This is a genomic window from Vibrio sp. 1402 (assembly GCF_033340275.1).
This window is the reverse complement of the sequence record NZ_JAWOWE010000001.1, coordinates 547,628-567,819: the sequence shown is the minus strand read 5'-3', so window position 1 is coordinate 567,819 and position 20,192 is coordinate 547,628. Positions and strand designations below refer to the sequence as shown.

16 protein-coding genes are annotated in these 20,192 nt (G+C 47.9%); 6 read left to right on the top strand and 10 right to left on the bottom strand.

Translation table 11 applies throughout. From position 1 onward, the window contains the following. Positions 1–110 precede the first annotated feature (110 nt). The 5 genes from R7044_RS02395 to doeA all read right to left on the bottom strand — a co-directional run bounded on the left by R7044_RS02395 (position 111) and on the right by doeA (position 6,085). The gene (locus R7044_RS02395) at positions 111–1,514 is read right to left on the bottom strand and encodes an aspartate aminotransferase family protein (RefSeq protein WP_225455330.1); all 1,404 of its coding nucleotides are present in this window, start codon (positions 1,512–1,514) and stop codon (positions 111–113) included. Between the two features lie 41 nt (positions 1,515–1,555). Continuing rightward, positions 1,556–3,076 (bottom strand): NAD-dependent succinate-semialdehyde dehydrogenase, encoded by a 1,521-nt coding sequence (locus R7044_RS02390; protein ID WP_225455329.1) that lies wholly within the window; start codon positions 3,074–3,076, stop codon positions 1,556–1,558. A gap of 155 nt (positions 3,077–3,231) precedes the next feature. Next, on the bottom strand, positions 3,232–3,711 hold the full coding sequence (locus tag R7044_RS02385) for an Lrp/AsnC family transcriptional regulator (RefSeq protein ID WP_005373784.1): 480 nt from the start codon (positions 3,709–3,711) through the stop codon (positions 3,232–3,234). Between the two features lie 124 nt (positions 3,712–3,835). Then, complete coding sequence (doeB, locus tag R7044_RS02380) at positions 3,836–4,843, bottom strand: N(2)-acetyl-L-2,4-diaminobutanoate deacetylase DoeB (protein ID WP_054729346.1); 1,008 nt, start codon at positions 4,841–4,843, stop codon at positions 3,836–3,838. Between the two features lie 54 nt (positions 4,844–4,897). After that, positions 4,898–6,085, bottom strand: coding sequence for an ectoine hydrolase DoeA (doeA, locus tag R7044_RS02375; RefSeq protein ID WP_005373780.1), 1,188 nt, complete (start codon positions 6,083–6,085; stop codon positions 4,898–4,900). Positions 6,086–6,356: 271 nt separating this feature from the next. Here doeA and R7044_RS02370 point away from each other — a divergent pair, with 271 nt between their 5' ends. Continuing rightward, a complete protein-coding gene (locus R7044_RS02370) occupies positions 6,357–7,790 on the top strand; it encodes a PLP-dependent aminotransferase family protein (RefSeq protein WP_080996739.1) in 1,434 nt (477 codons plus the stop codon). 20 nt (positions 7,791–7,810) lie between these two features. On the opposite strand, the gene R7044_RS02365 is transcribed toward R7044_RS02370, so the two are convergent. After that, positions 7,811–8,833, bottom strand: a complete 1,023-nt coding sequence (locus R7044_RS02365) for a helix-turn-helix domain-containing protein (RefSeq protein ID WP_225455328.1) — start codon at positions 8,831–8,833, stop codon at positions 7,811–7,813. Between the two features lie 131 nt (positions 8,834–8,964). Between R7044_RS02365 and R7044_RS02360 the strand changes: the two genes are divergently transcribed. From R7044_RS02360 to R7044_RS02350, 3 genes are read left to right on the top strand one after another with little or no spacing between them, the layout of a single operon-like run. Continuing rightward, entirely contained in the window at positions 8,965–9,726 is a 762-nt protein-coding gene (locus tag R7044_RS02360; protein WP_225455327.1) for an SDR family NAD(P)-dependent oxidoreductase, read from the top strand. A gap of 40 nt (positions 9,727–9,766) precedes the next feature. After that, positions 9,767–10,279 carry a 2,4'-dihydroxyacetophenone dioxygenase family protein gene (locus R7044_RS02355; protein WP_225455326.1) on the top strand — a complete coding sequence of 171 codons (513 nt, stop codon included), beginning with the start codon at positions 9,767–9,769 and terminating at the stop codon, positions 10,277–10,279. 4 nt (positions 10,280–10,283) lie between these two features. Further along, the gene (locus R7044_RS02350; RefSeq protein ID WP_225455325.1) at positions 10,284–11,342 is read left to right on the top strand and encodes a zinc-binding dehydrogenase; all 1,059 of its coding nucleotides are present in this window, start codon (positions 10,284–10,286) and stop codon (positions 11,340–11,342) included. An 83-nt stretch (positions 11,343–11,425) separates the two neighbouring features. Here R7044_RS02350 and R7044_RS02345 read toward each other — a convergent pair whose 3' ends face one another. Beyond that, the gene (locus tag R7044_RS02345) at positions 11,426–12,550 is read right to left on the bottom strand and encodes an alkene reductase (RefSeq protein ID WP_005387029.1); all 1,125 of its coding nucleotides are present in this window, start codon (positions 12,548–12,550) and stop codon (positions 11,426–11,428) included. A 10-nt stretch (positions 12,551–12,560) separates the two neighbouring features. Beyond that, a complete protein-coding gene (gene grxB / locus R7044_RS02340) occupies positions 12,561–13,190 on the bottom strand; it encodes a glutaredoxin 2 (RefSeq protein WP_137282799.1) in 630 nt (209 codons plus the stop codon). Positions 13,191–13,388: 198 nt separating this feature from the next. Between grxB and R7044_RS02335 the strand changes: the two genes are divergently transcribed. Continuing rightward, positions 13,389–14,324, top strand: coding sequence for a LysR family transcriptional regulator (locus R7044_RS02335; RefSeq protein ID WP_225455324.1), 936 nt, complete (start codon positions 13,389–13,391; stop codon positions 14,322–14,324). Here the strand turns inward: R7044_RS02335 and R7044_RS02330 are convergent. After that, entirely contained in the window at positions 14,277–15,188 is a 912-nt protein-coding gene (locus tag R7044_RS02330; protein ID WP_046875830.1) for a LysR family transcriptional regulator, read from the bottom strand. The two genes, R7044_RS02335 and R7044_RS02330, sit on opposite strands and share 48 nt — an antisense overlap. Before the next feature lie 220 nt (positions 15,189–15,408). Here R7044_RS02330 and R7044_RS02325 point away from each other — a divergent pair, with 220 nt between their 5' ends. Beyond that, a complete protein-coding gene (locus tag R7044_RS02325) occupies positions 15,409–18,288 on the top strand; it encodes an amylo-alpha-1,6-glucosidase (RefSeq protein ID WP_225455323.1) in 2,880 nt (959 codons plus the stop codon). 91 nt (positions 18,289–18,379) lie between these two features. Here the strand turns inward: R7044_RS02325 and R7044_RS02320 are convergent, their stop codons facing one another. After that, the gene (locus R7044_RS02320; RefSeq protein ID WP_225455322.1) at positions 18,380–19,939 is read right to left on the bottom strand and encodes a DEAD/DEAH box helicase; all 1,560 of its coding nucleotides are present in this window, start codon (positions 19,937–19,939) and stop codon (positions 18,380–18,382) included. Positions 19,940–20,192 lie beyond the last annotated feature (253 nt).

Below are 20,192 nucleotides of genomic sequence, written 5' to 3'. Positions count from 1 at the left end.
AATAGTGCTTCCTATGGGGCTAAAATGTTTGGTTGGCTTGCTATCTCTTTAAGGAAAGTGCAAAGCGGGCCTTCTCCAAAGCCCGCGAGCGTTACTGAAATCTAGGTGGGTTATGGCTGCCACTGTTTAGATGTGACTAGGTTATCCATCACTTTGTTTACCGCTTGATGCGCTTTGTCGACAATGGTGTCTATATCGTTACGATTCGCGATAAGCGGTGGAGCAAAACCGAGGATGTCACCATGTGGCATGGCGCGAGCGATTAAGCCTTGCTCTAAACAGGCCGCCGCGATTTGCGGGCCTACTTTTAAGTTTGGATCAAAGTGTGCTCGGCGAAGCTTGTCTGAAGAAAACTCCAACGCATGCAACAAGCCAACGCCACGAGTATCACCGACTAATGGATGATCGTTAAACGTCTCTGCCATACGTTGCTGCAAGTAAGCGCCGACTTCGGCTGCGTTTTGCACCAGGCCTTCACGTTCAATGATATCGAGGTTGCAGTTCGCGGCTGCCGCTCCCATTGGGTGACCAGAGTAGGTATAACCGTGTCCGATAGCGCCCCATTGGTCGGTGCCGTTTTCTAGCACACTCCAAACTCGTTCACCGACGATCACGCCAGACAGCGGTTGATACGCTGAGGTTAACCCTTTCGCTACCGTGATGAGATCTGGTTTCATGTCGTAGTGCAGTGAGCCAAAATCGGAGCCGAGGCGACCAAAGCCACACACCACTTCATCCGCAATCAAGAGTACATCGTATTTGTCGAGTACTTTGCGAATCGCCTGCCAGTACCCTGCTGGTGGTGGCACAATACCGCCAGTACCGAGCACTGGTTCCGCAATCATTGCTGCTACCGTTTCTGGGCCTTCTTCCAAGATCATCGCTTCGAGTTGATCTGCGCAATATTGAGAGAATTCAAGCTCAGACATACTCTCGTCTTCACGGCGATAATAATATGGCGCGATGGTGTGTTTGATGCGCTCAAGTGGTAAATCAAAATGGGCGTGGAACAGCGGCAAACCTGTCATTGAACCGGACGCGATACTTGAACCATGGTAGCCGCGGTTACGCGAAATGATTTTTTTCTTCTCTGGTAGACCACGAGCATTGTTGTAATACCACACCAACTTAAGTTGAGTTTCGTTCGCGTCGCTGCCTGACATGCCGTAGTAAACTTTGCTCATGCCTTCAGGCGCCATTTTGATGATGCGATCTGACAGTGTCACGAGCGCTTCGTTCGTATGACCGACGTAAGTGTGGTAGTACGCCAGTTCTTTGGCTTGCTCATAAATCGCATCGGCCATTTCGGTCCTGCCATAGCCAATGTTTACACAATACAACCCGGCAAAGCCGTCTATCAGCTCGATGCCTTCTGAATCGGTGATGCGTATTCCGCTTCCGCTCGAGATAATTCTTCCCGAAAGCTCCCCGGCCGCATACTGCTTCAGGTGGGTTGAGGCATGAAATACTCTCTGACGATCGATCTCTAAAAGTTGTTGGGTTTTGTTACTCATGATCCTTCTCCTCGAATAATTGGATATCCATATTTCGTGCCTCAACTGCCACTGACGGTTGGTATAGCGCCTAAGCAGCAGTATTTGATTTCGCTGTATTCTTCAAATCCGTGACGGCTTCCTTCTCGTCCAAGACCAGACTGTTTCACGCCGCCGAATGGGATAGGGTGCCCTGTCATTTTGACGGAGTTCACGCTCACCATGCCAAACTCCAAACCGCGCATGCAGTGCCAAATTTGGTGAATATCGTGACCATAAACATAGGCAGCTAAGCCGTACTCAGTGTCGTTGCTCATTTCAATCACGGTATCTAAGTCTTGGTAAGGCAATACGCCTGCCACAGGACAAAAATTCTCTTCGCGATACACCGCCATTTCAGGGGTTACATCGGCTAGCAATGTCGGCGCGAAGAAGTTTTCGCCTGGTACGGGCTGGTGGTATCCCGCTACCAATCGCGCGCCTTTGTCGAGCGCGTCACGCACCAAATCATGCGCTTTATCCACCGCAGTGCGATTAATAAGCGGTCCCATGGTGGTTTTTTCGTCTAAGCCATTGCCCAAAACGATGTGGCTCATTTCTTTGGCAAACGCTTCCAAAAACGCTTCGTACTTATCGTCAGGGACGAAAATACGGTTTGCGGCCAAGCAGTCTTGTCCTGCGGTTTGAAACTTCGCATCCACGGCGGCTTTGGCTGCTTGCTCGACATCCATATCTGGCAGCACGATGAAAGGGGCGTTACCACCGAGCTCCATACTGCACTTCTTCACGGTTTGTGCCGCGTCGCGTAGCAATAGTTTGCCTACTCGAGTTGAGCCTGTGAACGAGAGCGCTTTGACTTTATCGGAGTGGCACAAGGTTTGTGACACCATCATCGCATCGCCAGTGATAACGTTAAATACACCAGGTGGAAAGCCAGCTCGGTCTGCTAACTCTGCCAACGCTAACGCAGAAAAAGGCGTTTCACTGGCGGGCTTAATGAGCACCGGACAGCCTATTGCTAGTGCGGCTGCGGCTTTGCGTGTGATCATGGCATTAGGAAAATTCCATGGTGTAATCAGAGCTGCGACACCAATCGGCTCGCGTACCGTCGATAGTTGCGCATTCGGGATATGACTTGGGATGGTTTCGCCATAACAGCGGCGTGCTTCTTCGGCAAACCAACGAACAAAGGATGCGCCGTAGTCAATCTCACCTACAGCATCACCTAGTGTTTTTCCTTGCTCCATCACCATCAAATGAGCAAGATCTTGCTTTGATTCTAGAATCAGGTCGTGCCAACGCATGAGAATTTCAGCGCGCTCTTCTGCTTGCATTTTTCGCCATTGACGAAAGGCTTGGTCGGCTTCATCAATCGCTTGATAGAGTTGTTGCTGAGATAGCTTAGTGATGTAACCGATGACCGTGCCATCTGCTGGATTATCCACCGGATGAAATTGATCACCACTTACCCATTTGCCATTCACGTACGCTAAACCTCTCACCAAACGTACGTCTTTCATTATCGCCATCATGTCGTGCGAGGCTTTTAATTCTTCAGCGTGTAAGCTGTGCAGTGCTGCCATGAGTCCTTCTCCCAGCATCGTTGTCCATAATGAAACTGTAATGGAGAAGTGACCGAAATAATTTCTGATACCGAGGTTTAAAACGTCAGAAATTTCTTTTTAGTGCCGTTAAATATGGTGTTTTTTCTGTTCACGCCTGATGCGCATTTTCCCTTTTATAACAAAGCGTTTTGGTTTACTTCGAATGTGCCCGCATCACGTTTGATTGTTTTTGTCACAATGTAAGTAAAGTAGCGCTCAATGCCCACATCTGAGTCTAACCAGTTGTCGATAAGCCGCTGATATTGGTCGATATCTTCTGACTGAATTTTAAGGATGTAATCGACACCACCGCCCGTGGCATAGCAATCAGTGACTTCTGGTGAATGTTGAACCAGTTGCTCGAAGCGTTTGAACGCTTGGGCGTTGTGTTCTTTGAGTGTAACTTCAACCATAACCGACGTTCGTTTGAACAAAATATCGGTATTTACTTTTGCTCCGTAACCTTCAATGATGCCTGCTTCTTCCAGTTTTTTGACGCGCTCCCAGCAAGGGCTCACGGATAGGTTGATGGCCTCGGCAAGGTGAGATTTGGTGATACGACCATTATCATGAAGTATTTGTAGAATTTTTACGTCGTAGCGATCGAGGCGCATTATGAGTCTCCCTGTTGAATACTAATCATTTCATGAAAGGCTGATGACTGGTCGCTGTTATAAGGTGCTTTCCAGTTTGCTTCTGGTATGCCATTTGTTTTGATTTCTTTAGTTGGCTTTTCAATCAGCCTATCTCGCCGCAGTCTTCGGCTATAACTGCGATAGTGTCACCGATATTCACCATAGCAGGAAAACGACGTGCCGCGAAAATACCATTGCGCTGTGACTTGTACTCAACGGGGGCGGTACCTGTGCGCTCGGTCGAGAAGATTCTCACTAATACATCTCCCTTTTTGACGGTATCGCCAAGATCAAATAAGTATTCTGTGATGCCCTGGTGCTGGCTTTGCACATAACAACTTGCATCAGGCATATCTAATAACTTAGTTGGTTGGGTTGGTTGTTCGTAGTCACCGGGCAAGTTGCCTGAGAAGCGCAAGAAGTTGCGAATGCCACGGTCGGAATAAGCGATGGTTTCTGGAGTGCTGGTTCCGCCTCCTCTGAGTTCGGTGGTAACAAAGATTTTTCCCTGAGACTCCACGGCAGTGTCATACAGGCTGGTGGCGTCCATTTCGAGCAAGATCATGGTGTAAGGTGCGCCAAACAGTTTTGCACCTAATATGCAGGCTTCTTCTTGATCGAGATTGTCGAGACGATGGGCAGCGGCGAATGGCACGATATCTAACGTTTTGCCACCTGAGTGAATGTCTAACGCAAAATCGCACTTAGGAACTAGGTAACGAGTAAAATAATCCGCAATTTTCTCGGTCACTGTGCCTATGGGATTGCCGGGAAAGCTTCGATTTAAATTCCCTTTATCGATAAACGACGTACGTGAGGCATTTTGTACCGCAGGTAAGTTCATCATGGGTACAATAATGACACGACCTTGGATTTGATCTGCCTGAAGCGAGTTCGTCAATTTTAGCAGGCTGGTGATGCCTTCGTATTCGTCTCCGTGATTACCGCCAGTAAGCAGTGCGGTTGGTCCGTGACCATTTTTGATCACGGTAATAGGTATCATAATACTTCCCCAAGCGGAGTCGTCATGTGAATAGGGCAGCGTTAAAAAGCCGTGCTGTACACCTTCTCGGTCAAAGTCTATGGTGGCTGTGATCGAGCTTTTTTGCATATCAAGTCCTTTTAGTTCTCAGACCTGGCTCAACAGAGCTTAAGGTTTGAAAAATTAGTGTTTAACAAATAAGTGGCGTGGAAAATCACACAATGTTTTTGCTCCATCATGGGTAATGACGATACTTTCCGTTGTTTCTAACCCCCAATCTTTGAACCACAGCCCCGGCATAAAATGGAATGTCATACCTTCTCTCAAGATGGTTTTATCGGTGTCTCGCAAACTCATGGTTCGTTCCCCCCAATCTGGCGGGTAGCTCAAACCTATTGGATAGCCACAACGGGCGCCTTCGCGTGAGAATCCCGCTTTATCGAGAACCTGGTTTAGTGCATTGGCGATGTCGGCGCAGGTATTTCCGGGCTTTGCCACTTTCAAGCCCGCTTCAAGTCCTAGAGTTAGGGCTTCGTCGGCTCGTTTGAACTTGTCGTCAGGCTCGCCAAGAAAAATAGTGCGTGAGAGTGGGCAATGGTAACGGCGGTGCGCCCCTGCGATTTCAAAAAACGTCCCTTCGCCTTTCTTGAAGGGTCTGTCATCCCAAGTCAGGTGAGGTGCGGAAGCATCAGAACCTGATGGCAAAAGCGGCACAATCGCGGTGTAATCGCCAAAGTGGTCTTCATGCCCGAGCACGGCTTGACGGTTAATCTCGGCAACAAGGTGGTGTTTCGGTAATCCTGGTTCAATCATGTCGAACGCGACACGGTGCATGTTTTCAACAATGCGAGCGGCACGGTACATGTATGCCAGTTCTTGATCGGATTTAACGGCGCGGCACCAGTTGACTAGTCCGGTTGCATCGAGAAGTTGAGCATTCGGTAGGTGCGTAGTGAGTGATTCGTAAGCGGTGGCGCTAAAGTAATAGTTATCTTTTTCTACACCGATACGACCACGATCCCAAAGGCGCGGAGCCAGTACGGCTTCGACCAGGAAATCCATCGGGTGTAGCGGCGGATTCATTACATAATGGTCTGGATAGTAGGTAATGTTTTCTGCCGACATATACGCAGTCCTGTATGCTCCGTTGGCATCTTGGCAGCGTCCAAACCAAACAGGTTCATCAGATGGACCAACAACGACACATTGTGGCACGTAAAAAGACCACCCATCATAGCCTGTCAGCCACGCCATGTTAGAAGGGTCATGAATGATAAGGACATCCAATTCTCTTTCTTCCATCGATTGCCGAACTTTCGTTAACCGATCCTGGAACTCATCCAGTGTAAAATGCAAAGCAACGCCTCTCATATTTTCTCCTTGTTAGAAATCCGACGCCTTATGGGCCTTCGGAGACGCTGAGGTATTTCTACCTTCTACCAGCTAGCCAGATCTGCGTTAAAAATGATTGCAATTTACCTCTGGGGTTGTATTTGGATTGAACGATGCTGTTTAACATGTTTGTTTAACCCATACATTTCATGTCAATCATTACAATTGTGGTTTATTTTTGTGCATTTCACCTCGTTTTGTGAGTTAAAGTTCGCCATTTGTTAAACGGAAGTTACAATGAGCGTTAAAAATGAATCAATTAAAATATTGTGTCATGACAATTTCTTTGAACCCGATCATTCGGCCAGGCACCGCTAAATACATCTCCATTGGTAACTATCTTGTCGAATGTGTCCGCAGTGGTTATCTAAAACCGGGGACTCGATTACCCACACATCGTGAGTTTGCAGAGCAAATTGGCGTCAGCGTACAAACGGTGAGCCATGCATATGGTTATGCAGAGAAAAAAGGGGCGATCGAGTCTTGGGTTGGGAATGGTACTTTTGTCAAATCAGGTTTTGTGGATGAAAGTACGGACACGGAGTTCATGCTGACACAAGAGATGAAAGAAACGCCGGATGAAATTGATATGTCGATTGCACATCCAGTGGTGACCGATCGCCACATTACGCTTTTTAATCAGGCGTTAATGGAGATTGCTGGGCAAACAAACAATCGTGGTTTGATCAGTAAAGCAAAGCCGGTAACAGGTCAGCCTCATCATATTGAGTCAGGAGCACGATTTCTAAGTAGCCAAGGGTTGGATGTGGGTGCCGATCAAATATTACTCACAAATGGCGCATGCCATGGTTTAACGTTGGCTTTAAGCACAGTTGTTGAACACGGCGATTTAGTTGCTTGTGGTCACTTGGTTGATCATGGCTTGATCTCTCGCTCGAGAATGCTTGGATTTAAGTTGCAACCACTTGAAATGGATGAGTTTGGTATAACGCCGGATGCATTTGAATGGGCATGTAAACACAAACCAATCAAGGTATTGTGTTGCACACCGAGCATGGCTAACCCGACTAGTGCGCATATGGATGTTGAACGCCGAGAGGCGATAGCGAATATTGCGCAGCAATACGACATCTATGTAATTGAAGATGACGTGTATGGAGCACTAGAACCTAACCGTGTCCCACCCCTTGCCACATTGTTACCCGAACAAGCTTTCTATGTCACCAGTTTAACCAAAGTTGTAGCGCCAGGCATGCGCACTGGCTATCTGACGGTCCCACGTCATTTTTTGCAGCACGCGATTGGTCGTTTAGCGGCAACGAGTTGGTCTGCGACTCCATTACCATTTGAAGTTGCTCATTTGTGGATCGAAAACGGTACGTTAAATCGACTTATTCGCTTTCAAGTCAATGAGTTTGCCAAGCGACAGCGAATAGCAAAAGCCGCTTTAGAAGGGCATGTTTATAGCTCGCACCCGAATGGACAGCACATTTGGTTGAGACTACCCGAGCAGTGGAATAGCGATGATCTGGTTGCTTCGGCTAAGCGTTCAGGGGTGCAGATCACTGGATATAAACCGTTTGTTCTCGATACTAATCAGCCAATGCCTTACGTGCGAATCAGCTTGGGAGCAGAAACAAACCGAGGCTACATCAAACACGGGTTATCTGTGATTGCTGAAATTCTCGATACCAACCCTCCCACCTCACACTTTTTGGTTTGAACGATAGGTTATTTATGCTTTTAACTGATGGGCTTAAACGTTTGTAACTGAGTTTTTTCTTGTCGCCATTGCCTTGGCGATTTTCCCGTCCAGCGACGAAAGTGGCGGCTGAAGACCGCAGTTTCTGCATAGCCCAGTTGCAACGCGATATCGGTAATACTCTGAATATTCTCATGCAATCGCTGTTCGGCGAAATCCTGACGCACTTGTTGTAAAAGCTGCCGATAATTTGTGCCCTGTTGTTTCAGCTTGTTTTGCAGCATTCTCGGATGCAGGTCCAATGCTCTTGCAACGCGCTCAACGCTGCATTCTCCGGTTGAGAGCAGACGGCCAATCATGTTTGCTGCTTGGTCACTGAGATTGTTGGGGTAACGGGTTTGCAGCTCTTTGAGGTGCTGTTGAAAATGGCGCTCTAGTGCGTCTTCATCTTGGTGGTTCCTAGCGTTAAGCAGAGTCGCTTTAAGTAGGATACCGTCAAACTTATCGCCGAAACGCAGTTTGTTCTGCTGGGCAAATTCGCTCTGTTCTGCCTCGAAGCTTGCGTGTTGGGTGAGGTGTAAAGAGAAGTGGCTCGCTTCAATATCAAGCAGACTGGCAATAAACATCGCCAGATGCGATACACTCAACTGCATCAACTGTGCGATACCGCGTTCGCTGTGCACATCAATACTGAGCGACAACCGTACCCAATCATCTTGTGGCGTCATGTTGAGAGTGACCCCTGACGAATGCAGATAGAGAAAATCATTCACCCGCGCCAAGGCATCACCGACCGTTTCTGCGCGAGAAACCAACATCGGCAAATCGCCCAAACTTTGCAGGTTTTGGCGCTCGGCGAGTAACGCACCAAACAGCGGTTGTTGACAACGAGCAGCCGCTTCCTCCAGCAATTCAGCCAACCTTGGATAAGCGAGATAGGTATCGGGGTCGCGAAACTGCGCCGCAGACAGGCCAACAGCGGCCATTATCTCTTGCGGATTCTGACCTAATTCTGAAACCAAGCTATCAAATTTATCAGCAGCGCCACTTCGTACGATATACATGTCTCGATTTTAAAATGTTAACAGGTTGTAAATCGCAATATATCAAATTTACTTCGTAAAAGGTCAAGTGAGTGCCAGTGAGTTGAGCTAAGTTACATTTCGATAACAACAACGTATGGATGAGAAGCTGTATGGAACTTATCAATAAAACTGCCATCGTGACTGGGGCGGCTGGTGGAATTGGCCAAGCCATCATTGCAAAGCTGAGAGAGCAAGGAGCCAAAGTGCTTGCTGTCGATATTTCAGAACAATCACTGCAAATGTACGCAAGTTTTGACTCAAAGCAGTTGGGAACCTTTGTCGCGGACGTCACCGATTACCAACAAGTTGAAGCTATGGTGAAGTGCGCGGTCGAACAGTTTGGCTCGCTTGACATCATGGTCAACAACGCGGGCATCGGTGCACCGAAACCTCTGCTTGACCACGACCCAATTGCCGATTTTGAGCCGATCTCTAAGGTCAACCAAAATGGCGTTTACTACGGCATTCTTGCCTCTGGAAGACAATTCCAAGCTCAAGGCACGCCGGGCGTAATTCTTAATACATCGTCGGTTTACGCGCAAATGGCGTCTGAAATGACCTTTACCTACAACGTCAGTAAAGCCGCAGTCGATATGATGACCAAATGCGCCGCATTAGAACTCGCACCATTGGGTATTCGTGTTTGCGCTGTCGCTCCGGGACGCGTTGATACTCCGATGTTAAGGCAATACGAAGAGATTGGCCTGTGGGACCACATCCGCAAAGAACAGATGCGTCAAAACTTCACACAACCAGAAGAGATTGCTGATGTGGTGGCGTTTCTGGTCAGCGAGAAAGCCAACTGTATCAACGGTTGTACCATCTGCGCATCTGACGGTTTCGAGAATTTTAAGTACCCACTTATGGGATAGGCGAGTACGCCACATTACAGCAATAGCGAGGATGTAAGTTATGTCATTACCAGAAGTTATTCAGCACCAAGATTTCTTATTAACTCTTAATACCAATGAGGAGTCGCTCATCAAAGACGCGTTACCGGGTGTGGATGTTTACCCGTTGTTTCTTGACCCAGAAAACGGTACTTGGGTGATTCGTGCCAAATTCAAACCGGGTATCACTCTGCCTAAGCACTTCCACACTGGCGTGGTGCATTTCTATACGCTGAGTGGCGCTTGGCACTACATTGAGTACCCAGATCAAGTCCAAACTTCTGGCAGCTACTTATATGAGCCAGGCGGTTCGATTCATACCTTCCACTGCCCTGAAAGCTCAGGCGGTGCCGATGGATTTATGGTGATCCAAGGTGCAAACATTAACTTTGACGAAGAAGGTAACTTCATCAACATCATGGATGCAGGTTGGATTGAGCAAGTTGTTATTGCAACAGCGAAAGCACAAGGCTTTACCGCGCGCTACATCAAACCGGGTGCGATTGCTGGCCTCAGCGATGAGCTAGCGGAGTAACCCCATGCAACAGATGAACAGTATCGTAATGCAGAATGGTAGTGTCCGCCTGAAGCAAGTCGAAATCCCTAAACCCGCAGCGGGACAAGTGTTGGTTCGTAGTCTCGCCTGTGGCATTTGTGGCTCCGACCTTCACATGACTCGACACGCGGATGAGGTATTTGATGTATTCCACCAGCTCGGGTTGATGCCTGATGAAGCCGGTGAGCACGCTCAAGTGATGTTGGGGCATGAGTTCTGCGCGGAAATTGTCGAATACGGATCTGACACTCAACAGACGTTGGCTGTTGGTAGCCGAGTCACCTCAGTACCGATGTTACTCAGTCAAAATGGCGCGGGCGTTGGTGTTACTCCGGGTACTTATGGCGCTTACTCTGAGTACTTCCTGCTTGATGAAGCGTTATTGCTACCTGTCCCAGACGGAATGCCGTCTGAGGCGGCGGCATTGACCGAACCACTGGCAGTCGGTTTGCACGCGGTCAATCGCAGTGAAATCGAAACGGAAGAAACCGCGCTGGTTGTCGGTTGCGGCCCTATAGGGCTGGCGGTGATTGCAGCGCTCAAACAACGCGGCGTGAGTAACATTCTTGCGGTCGATCTTCAGGAAGAGAAGTTGCAACTTGCTAGCGAGTTTGGCGCAAATCGATTGATCAACCCGACCAAGGAAGACGAGATCGCCGTTGGTGAGCAGTACGCGATGAACTCACGCCTGGTCATTTATGAGTGTGTTGGCAAGCATACATTGATTGACGATTTTCTGCGCCGCGCTCCTGCCCGAGCGCGAATCGTTGTATCAGGCATTCATACGACTCCAGCAACCATTAACTATGCGTACGCGACGGTAAAAGAGCTCGATTTGAGATTCTCTTACTACTACCAACCGCACGAGTTTGAGCAATGCCTACAAGCGATTGCCGAACATAAGTTGCCTTGGCAGAAAATGCTCACCGCCAAAGTGGGAATCGATGGTGTGGAAGATGCGTTTAGACAGTTAATGACGCCAAATGACCACATCAAAGTCGTTATCGAACCTTGGCGCTGCGGCGCGTTAGAAGTGATTTAATTCTTAGCCAGATTAAGCTAGCTAAAACCAATTTTAGTTTGGTGACAGCCCCAACCGTAGCAGCTAGGTTGGGGCTTTTTTTGTTAGGCCTGTTCTGCGCATTCCTGTTGCAGAGCAGGGTAATCGGTGTAGCCTCGTTCGTTTCCGCCAAACAACGTTGAGCCATCGAGTTCTGCCAACGGATGGTGATGTTGCAAGCGAGAGACTAAGTCTGGGTTTGCTACGAATGGTCGTCCGAATGCGACAAGATCCGCGTAGCCTTTCTCTAACACTTCGTTTGCTCGTTGAGGATTGTAGCGACCTGCGACAATGATAGCGTTGCGAAAGCGCTTTCTAAGTTCGATTCGAAACGTCTCGGGAATCGTTGGTGCATCGGCCCAATCGGCCTCGGACAAGTGCAAGTAGGCAATGTCGCGCTCCTGTAGCTGTTTTGATGCCTCTAAGATTGTTGGCACGATATCTGGGCAGTCCATATCTTTAAACGTAATGAATGGTGCCAATCTCACTCCAACTCGATGCGCACCAACAGCGGCGATAACTGCATCCACTACTTCGATAAGAAAACGGATACGATTTTCTCGTGAACCGCCGTAGTTGTCTGTTCGATGATTTGAGTTGGTTCTTAAGAACTGATCGATCAGATACCCATTCCCGCCGTGGATTTCTACACCATCAAAACCCGATTCAATGGCGCGTTTGGCTGCGTTCGCGAAATCACCGACAACTCGGTTGATATCCGCTTGTGTCATTGCGCGTGGCTCAACACAATCGACCATATTGCCGTTGCCTTGTTCGTCCGCAATCCAAACTTGCGTCTCTACCGGAGCGAGCGCAGATGGCGCGATAGGCTGTTCACCATTTTGGAATGTTGGGTGAGACACTCTGCCTACATGCCATAGCTGACAAAACATCGCTGCTCCTTGTAATTTGACCGCTTGGGTCACACCTTGCCAGCCCGCCACTTGCGCATCGGTGTAAACGCCAGGGGTGAACGAATAGCCTTGAGAATCGTCCGAAATTTGTGTGGCTTCGGAAATGATCAGCCCGGCAGAAGCGCGTTGTTGATAATACGTTGCCATCATCTCATTCGGGATGTTGCCCGGCTGAGTGGTGCGTGCGCGAGTCATTGGTGCCATGACAATACGGTTTTGTAGTGACAACGCTTTCAGTTGAGCTGGTTCAAACAGCTTATTTGTTCTTTGTTTCATGATGCGCTCCTTAGATAAGTACTGGCACGTTGGTCGCTTTACGAGCGGTTGCCATCCAGTGAAGTACGGCTGGATCCCATTGCACTTCGGGCGCACTGAAAAAGCCGCGTAGAATGGAAAACATAATGGCTTGATCAACCAGTGACGTTTGCTTTTCTGAACTTAGGTTGAGCAAGGGTTTAGTTTGTTCTATCAAAGCGGCGACTTCTTTCGCAATCGCAGGTGTATCGTTAATCAAGGCTTCAAAATTTAACGCTTCGGTTTCTTTTTTTGCACGCCATGCTTGTTTAGCGGTTTCTGTTGCAAATTCCGGTAACGTCATGTTTGACCAACGCGGATACCCGACTTTTTGTAGCGGTAAAAACGCTTGTTTTTGCCAGTCTAAAACCGGTGCTGAGGGTTGGCTGCTTTCATTGGAAGATGCCAATTCAAGGAAGTAGTTGATGATGTCTAAGCTTTCCGCCATGGCTTCACCATCGTCTTTGATCAAAAGAGGAACTTGTTTTGCGCCGATGAGGTTTGTGGTGGTGCTCTCGTCGTCATAAGCAATGTTGATGACATCGAGCTGAATATTCAGCATGCCTGCAACAAAACGGACGCGGGCGCTAAAGGGGCAATGTTCATAAATGTACAGTTTCATTTTTGTTTCCTATCTCTTGGCTGGGCAGGGCGTGTTGTTGTGCGTTGAACAGCGTTACGGCGTTTAACTTTGCCCTGTCACATAACGTTCTGGGTCTAAACAATGTCGATAGGGTCAGTATATGGATTCGACTTAATTTGATAATTGGGTTATATCTGAATTGATTATTCAGTTTTTCCAAATAATAAGGGCGCGAAGGTGGATAAGTTTTCGGATATGACGTTGTTTGTCGCCATCGTTAAACATCAAGGTCTGGCAGCGGCGGGAAGGGAGTTAGGTTTGTCTCCGGCGACGGTAACGGCAAGGCTGCAAGCGATAGAAGAACGCTATGGCGTAAAGCTGCTCAACCGAAGCACACGCCACGTATCACTCACGGACGCAGGGGCAATGTACCATCAAGCTTGTCTGAACATCATTGATAGCGTGAAAGAGACGGAAAACTTACTGCAAACGGGTATTTCGGAAGTGCGCGGAACGTTGAAAATTTCAGCTCCACGAGATATTGGCAAACAAATTATTTCGCCGATGGTGTCGGCTTTTTCTGAGCAATATCCGGATGTGACGCCTTATCTTTATCTTAATGACAATTTATCGAACTTGGCTGAATCGGGGCTCGATTTAGTGATTCGTTACGGTGAGTTAGCGGACAGTAATCTCATCTCGCGCAAGCTGGCATCGAGTCAACGTGTGCTGTGTGCGTCACCTGATTATTTGTCGAAGCAAGGTGTCCCAAACTGCCCACAAGATCTCGCGAATCATCGCTGCTTAGCCATGGTGCGCAGCAATGAAGAATTAAAAACGTGGCACTTTAAAGATGAAGAGTCTCACCAAACGATTACGGTCACGCCAAAGCGCTTTTCTGATGATGGTGAAGTGATTCGACAATGGGCGTTGGACGGTGCGGGGATTGCGTTGAAATCGATTTTAGATATTCAGCAAGACCTCAAAAAACAACGTTTAGTAACGGTTTTGGATGGGTATATGAAAAACTTCAGCGCCTTTTCGCAAGGCGCTGAAGCGGATCTACATGTCATTTATCAAAGCCGCCAATATCAACCGAAAAGAGTTCGCCTGTTTTTGGACTTTCTAGTTGAGCAATTTAGCGCGCTGAGTGATGCCAGCAATCAGATCTAGATGCGATTCAGAGGTTTCTCGGCGGTGGCGATAAATCCCGACGGTGCCAGGGTTTGGTTCGTTTTCCATGGTTAAGCATCGTAAGCCAAAGGATTCCAAATACGGTTTCAGGTGGCCGGTATAAGACATCACCGCGACGCTTTCTTTCAGTACATCAATACTGGCGAGCAGAGAATCCACTTCGTAAGTCGGTCTGTCATCCAGTTGCTGCCTTTCGCGTTCATTTTGTTTCGGGATTGGGTTATCGATGACGTGAGCGAATTTCTTAGCGTCATAAGTGACTGAAAGAGCGGGGTATTCGTGCAGCATCTCTTCGGTGACGGTTTTCCCTAGCAGTGGATGGTTTGGGGAAACAAAATAGGCATCAACCGTTTGAAATAGCGGAATAAACGTAACATCGCATTTAGACGACAAGCCGACAATCTCGTGGCCGATGAAGAATTCAATCTGTTCGTTGATTAATGAATCCATCAAGCCTAAGTGGTTGCCAAATTCGACGTGCGTAGATGCCGAAGGCTGCTTGGTCAGATGGTCATTGAGTGCTTGTTTGACGAACAGCGGCCACCACGCATCGCCAGTACCCATTTTAATTTTTCCGACTTGATACTGTTTTCGTTCATCAATGCTTTGCATCATTTGGTTGTATTCATGCTGCATCGCGTTGCTATGGCGATAGAGGATGCGTCCGTATTCGGTCAACACCATGCCATTAGGATGACGTTCAAACAGCGTCACGCCGAGATTCTCTTCCAGCTTCTTTAAATTGCTTGTTACCGTTGGCTGGCTTAACCCTGCCATTCTTGCCGCAGCACTGATGCTTTGGCAGCGTGCAACCAGTAAAAATTGCTGCAGAGATTTGTCCATTTTCTTTCCCCTCTAAGAACGAGGGGTATTTTGCACAATTTCATTTATAAATCACAAATCTGTAATCTCATTTGATTGAAATTATGCGCATTTCATAGATCTACATCACTGTTGGGGTTTGACGTATAGATGTTATCTATAGCTCGCTCCTGACTTCCTATTTTCCCATCAAAAGGGTGTTCTTTAGACTGTCGCCAAAACAACAATCTAAGGGATGAACATGAAACCGAGTTTTATTGCGCTTGCTGTCGCGTCTTGTATTGGTCTTGCTGGATGTGGGTCAGATTCCTCTGATGCGCCTGTGCCGGTCGACAAACCAATTATTTCAGCCGACTTATATTTACGTGGTTTAAATGGGGATTGGGGCACGGCAGAGCATGCCAAGCTAAACTATTTGGGTAATAACGAGTACGAAACCGTACTGCGCGTCGCCCGAGGTAGCAATCAGTTCAAGATTGCTGATCCGGGTTGGCAGATCCAATACACCTATTTTGAGGAGCCCGCGGCGTTCGATAAAGCTCAAGAGTACCTGCCAAAACCAGACACGAATGAAGCGTGTATGAACGATGATTGCAACTCTGAGATCACGTTTGAAGACAAAGGGTATTACAAGTTTTCTGTGAGCTTTGCCGATGAAAGTCGCGCGACAATGACTGTGACGAAAGCAACGCAAGAAGAAGCGGAAAAATACTACTCTGATGCGATTCTCGACCCTGCAATGGTGCATGAAGGGCATCAGAATAAAGAAGTGAAACTGTTCGCCAATTACGATGACTCGAGTGATACCGTGATTTTCTCGGTGAAAGATCCTAAAACTGAGCTGCGTGAATTTGGTATTTCAACGACGACAGAATTGCGTGATGCGCTCGACCAAGGCTTAGTGATTAATGAACAAACAGGACCGCGAGTGGTGTCGGGTGATGTCGCGTTTGACGCGTTGTTTGCATTGACGATGAAAGAGCTAGACCAGCTTGCCGTTTCTGAAATCAAAGACGGCAATTACAACTACAACAACCCAATCAAAGCGGAAGTTTTTGAGACGGGCGCGAAGTGGCATTACGTATGGACGCGTGATTTGGCGTACGCAGCAGACCTTTCGCTTGCATTGATGAATCCAACTCGGGTGCAAAATGGTTTGAATTTCAAATTGTCCGCTTTCCGCGATACGACCGATCAGCAATACGATGGCGAGCAGATTGTGCAAGACACGGGCACTGGCGGTAGCTGGCCAATCAGTACCGACCGTACGACTTGGGCGCTTGGTGCAGAACGCTTACTTTCGGCATTGGATGGAGAAGAGTACAACCAGTTTGCTGAGCGCGCATATAACGCTATCAGTAATACACTTGAAGCCGATCGCCTGGCGGCTTTTGATGCGAAATCCGGTTTATACACTGGTGAGCAATCATTCCTCGATTGGCGTGAGCAAACTTACTCAACGTGGACGCCAAACGATGTCAATGCGATTGGTAGCAGCAAAGCGTTATCGACAAACGTGGTTCACTACCGCGCGATTCAGCTCGCGGCTAAGTTGGCAGAGAAGTACGACTCAACCAACGCGGTCAAATACACCGAGTGGGCTGAGCAGTTAAAAACCGCTATCAACGATCAGTTTTGGAATGCCGAACGCGGTATGTACGTAAGCTATTTGTTTGACAATGGCAAAGACATCGCGGTCGACAAATACGATATGTTGGGCGAAGCGTTGGCGATCATCAGTGGCGTGGCAAGTGATGCGCAGGCGAAACAAATCATGGCCAATTACCCACACAGTGAGTTTGGCGTGCCGGTTTACTTCCCTCAACAACCGGACGTGCCTGTGTACCATAATCGCGCAATTTGGCCATTTGTTACCGCGTACAGCTTGCGCGCCGCGCATCAAACACAAAACGTGGCTGCGGCGAACAATGCGATTCAATCGTTGGTTCGTGGCACGGCAACTAATTTATCCAACATGGAAAACTTAGAGTGGCTTTCTGGTAAGTCATTCATCATCCATAGTGATCATGGTGAAGATCCAAGCATGGATGGCCCAGTTATTAACTCTCAGCGTCAGCTTTGGTCTGTGGGTGGCTACTTGAACATGGTGATAGAGACCCTATTCGGCATCCATACCGAAACGGGCAAGTTGGAAGTGAAGCCGTTTATCACAAGTTGGGTGCGCAATAACTTGTTGGCTCAGTCTGAACAAATCACGTTGGAAAACTTTGCCTTCAAAGGAAAGAACTACTCGGTAACGATTGACTTGCCTGAAGTAAGCAAAGATGAAACAGGTTACTACCCAGTTGAAAATGTCACGATGGACGATGAGGGGCATTTCCACGTGACATTGGGCGCGCTTGTGAATGTAGATAGCAGCATTACTTTAGTTTCTGGTGTGAAACCGTATGCAAGTGAAGACAGTCGCGTTTATTCTCCGCAAGAGCCAACGTTGGTGGTAAAAAGCGTTGATAATTCGGTTTCGATTGACGTGACGAGTAAGTACAACGTGAACTTGTATCGCAATGGCGAGCTGATTCAAAAGAACGTGATTGCTCAATCTTATTCCGATACGCCAACAGGTTTTGCTTGTTATTTGGCTGAAAGCATTAACGATAAAGGCTTCCGTTCTAACCCAAGCCAACCTGTTTGTGTCGGTGAAGAGATCCGCATCAAACTTGATGGTGAATATCAGCCACTCAAAGACAATGTATCGGTAGTTACGGTGAGCAAAGACAGCGGCATCGTAAAAGGTGCAGAGTCGTTTACAGTTCCTGTAACGGGCACTTACCAGTTCGATGCTTGGTACAACAATAACCTAGGGCAACTTAATACTGGCATCACGAACACCGTGAAATTGTTAGAGGTATTGGATGATGAAGGTAAGGTGGTTGGCCAAGGTTACTTGCAGATGGGCCATATTGGTGAAAACCAAGGTATGCGTTACTCAACGCCAATTGAAGTAGCGTTGGAGCAGGGGAAAACCTATCAGATCGCGTTGAAGGACCACTTCAATATGAGTTACCTCACATCGAATGAAACCTACATCTACGCTGGTGGTATTGAGGGTGAAAAGAACGAAGCGCAAATCGCAGATATTCGAATCACACCTTTAATGTAGGCTGTTTTAACAAAGCTGTGTTCTAAGAAAAACAAAGCCGCTGAGATTATCAGCGGCTTTGTTGTATTTGCTATCGGAGGCCGTTTACAGATTAGTTTGCCGCCTGCGGACGAGGCTTACCTGATGGTTTGTTTCCTGCAGGCTTAGCATTGTTTGGCTTGCGGTTACCAGACGGTTTACCAGCGTTGCCACTCTTATTACCGTTTGGTTTATTTCCATTCGGTTTATTACCATTTGGCTTGTTGCCGTTAGGTTTGCGGTCATCTGGTTTACTGTTTGCACGACTTTGGCCTTCACGGTTGCCTTTAGGCTTGCCTGCACCGCCTTGGTTGGTGCTGTTTTTGTTGCCGTTGCTACCACCGTTGAAGCGACGTTTAGGTTTGTTTGCACCATTGCCTGCTTTCTTTTCGGCTGCTGGGGCATTTTCACTTGCAGCATTTGGCGCTTTTGGTTTTTTCGGCTTCTTAGGTTTTTTCGGTTTGATTGGGCGCGTATCCAGTTTAGATTCTGGCACCACATTGGTTGGCGCAAAACCTTCCAACTCTTTACGTGGTAGTACTTCTTGAATCAAACGTTCAATCGCAAACAACTCAGATGCTTCTAGCGCACACACCAGTGAAATCGCTTTACCTACTTCGCCCGCGCGGCCAGTACGACCAATACGGTGAACGTAGTCTTCTGCCACTTTCGGTAGCTCAAAGTTCACCACTTGCGGTAATTGCGGAATATCGATACCGCGCGCAGCAATGTCCGTCGCGACCAACACACGAATTTCACCCGATTTAAAATCCGCCAGTGCTTTGGTACGCGCGCCTTGGCTCTTGTTGCCGTGGATGGCAGCAGCCGGTAGATTTTGTTCGATCAGGAACTTCGCCAGACGGTTTGCGCCGTGTTTCGTTTTCGTAAACACCAGCACTTGCTTCCAATCGCCGTCTTTGATCAATTTAACCAACATCGGTGCTTTCTTCTTCACGTCTGCTGGGTAGATGCTTTGCTCAACCGTTCTCGCCGTCGAGTTTGCCGGGTTAACGGAAATCTCAACCGGGTTGTTCACCAAGCCTTTCGCAAGGTCGCGGATTTCATCCGAGAAAGTTGCAGAGAAAAGTAGGTTCTGACGTTGTTTTGGTAGCAGAGCTAGGATCTTACGAATGTCACGGATAAAGCCCATATCCAACATGCGGTCTGCTTCATCCAGTACCAGAACTTTTAGTTGGTCAAACTTCACCGCATTTTGGTTGTACAAATCCATCAGGCGGCCTGGTGTTGCTACCAACACATCCACACCTTTGCGAAGACGCAGCATTTGCGGGTTGATCTTCACACCACCAAAAACAACCGCACTGCTTAGTGGAAGATGACGGCCGTACATAAACACGTTTTCTTGCACCTGAGCCGCAAGTTCACGCGTTGGCGTCAGGATAAGTGCACGCACTTGGTTAGCACGAACGCGAGGGCCGTTCGATAAACGCTCAAGAATCGGTAGCGTAAAGCCTGCAGTTTTACCTGTACCAGTCTGCGCTGCTGCCATTACGTCTTTCCCTTCCAAAATAGCAGGAATTGCTTTTGCCTGAATTGGCGAAGGGGTGTCGTAGCCTTTCTCTTGAATAGCTTTAAGGATTGGAGCAGATAGACCTAACGAGGTAAAACCCATATGTATGATTCTCAATTGTAGAGTTAGATAACAACGCGCCGAAAACAAATCGGTACGAAAAGTGCGACATTCTGAGGCTTTTACGCGCAGGCTTCAACTAATTCCGTCATGGATAAATATTTGAACTGGATCTCATTTCTTTTTGGCAGGCAAAACTGATAACTGGTTTGATCGATCGATTGAATGGTTTTACGTTGGCGATGCCCATTCTTACATCGCTATCACGGCATGCAGTTTGAGTTTATCGAATGCT

Excerpts from the sequence above, each read along its gene's own strand:
- grxB (WP_137282799.1), bottom strand. The coding sequence starts at position 13,190 with ATGAAACTGTACATTTATGAACATTGCCCCTTTAGCGCCCGCGTCCGT.
- R7044_RS02370 (WP_080996739.1), top strand. The coding sequence starts at position 6,357 with ATGAATCAATTAAAATATTGTGTCATGACAATTTCTTTGAACCCGATC.
- R7044_RS02395 (WP_225455330.1), bottom strand. The coding sequence starts at position 1,514 with ATGAGTAACAAAACCCAACAACTTTTAGAGATCGATCGTCAGAGAGTA.
- R7044_RS02325 (WP_225455323.1), top strand. The coding sequence starts at position 15,409 with ATGAAACCGAGTTTTATTGCGCTTGCTGTCGCGTCTTGTATTGGTCTT.
- R7044_RS02355 (WP_225455326.1), top strand. The coding sequence starts at position 9,767 with ATGTCATTACCAGAAGTTATTCAGCACCAAGATTTCTTATTAACTCTT.
- R7044_RS02385 (WP_005373784.1), bottom strand. The coding sequence starts at position 3,711 with ATGCGCCTCGATCGCTACGACGTAAAAATTCTACAAATACTTCATGAT.
- R7044_RS02350 (WP_225455325.1), top strand. The coding sequence starts at position 10,284 with ATGCAACAGATGAACAGTATCGTAATGCAGAATGGTAGTGTCCGCCTG.
- R7044_RS02365 (WP_225455328.1), bottom strand. The coding sequence starts at position 8,833 with ATGTATATCGTACGAAGTGGCGCTGCTGATAAATTTGATAGCTTGGTT.
- R7044_RS02330 (WP_046875830.1), bottom strand. The coding sequence starts at position 15,188 with ATGGACAAATCTCTGCAGCAATTTTTACTGGTTGCACGCTGCCAAAGC.
- R7044_RS02320 (WP_225455322.1), bottom strand. The coding sequence starts at position 19,939 with ATGGGTTTTACCTCGTTAGGTCTATCTGCTCCAATCCTTAAAGCTATT.
- R7044_RS02390 (WP_225455329.1), bottom strand. The coding sequence starts at position 3,076 with ATGGCAGCACTGCACAGCTTACACGCTGAAGAATTAAAAGCCTCGCAC.
- R7044_RS02360 (WP_225455327.1), top strand. The coding sequence starts at position 8,965 with ATGGAACTTATCAATAAAACTGCCATCGTGACTGGGGCGGCTGGTGGA.
- R7044_RS02345 (WP_005387029.1), bottom strand. The coding sequence starts at position 12,550 with ATGAAACAAAGAACAAATAAGCTGTTTGAACCAGCTCAACTGAAAGCG.
- doeA (WP_005373780.1), bottom strand. The coding sequence starts at position 6,085 with ATGAGAGGCGTTGCTTTGCATTTTACACTGGATGAGTTCCAGGATCGG.
- doeB (WP_054729346.1), bottom strand. The coding sequence starts at position 4,843 with ATGCAAAAAAGCTCGATCACAGCCACCATAGACTTTGACCGAGAAGGT.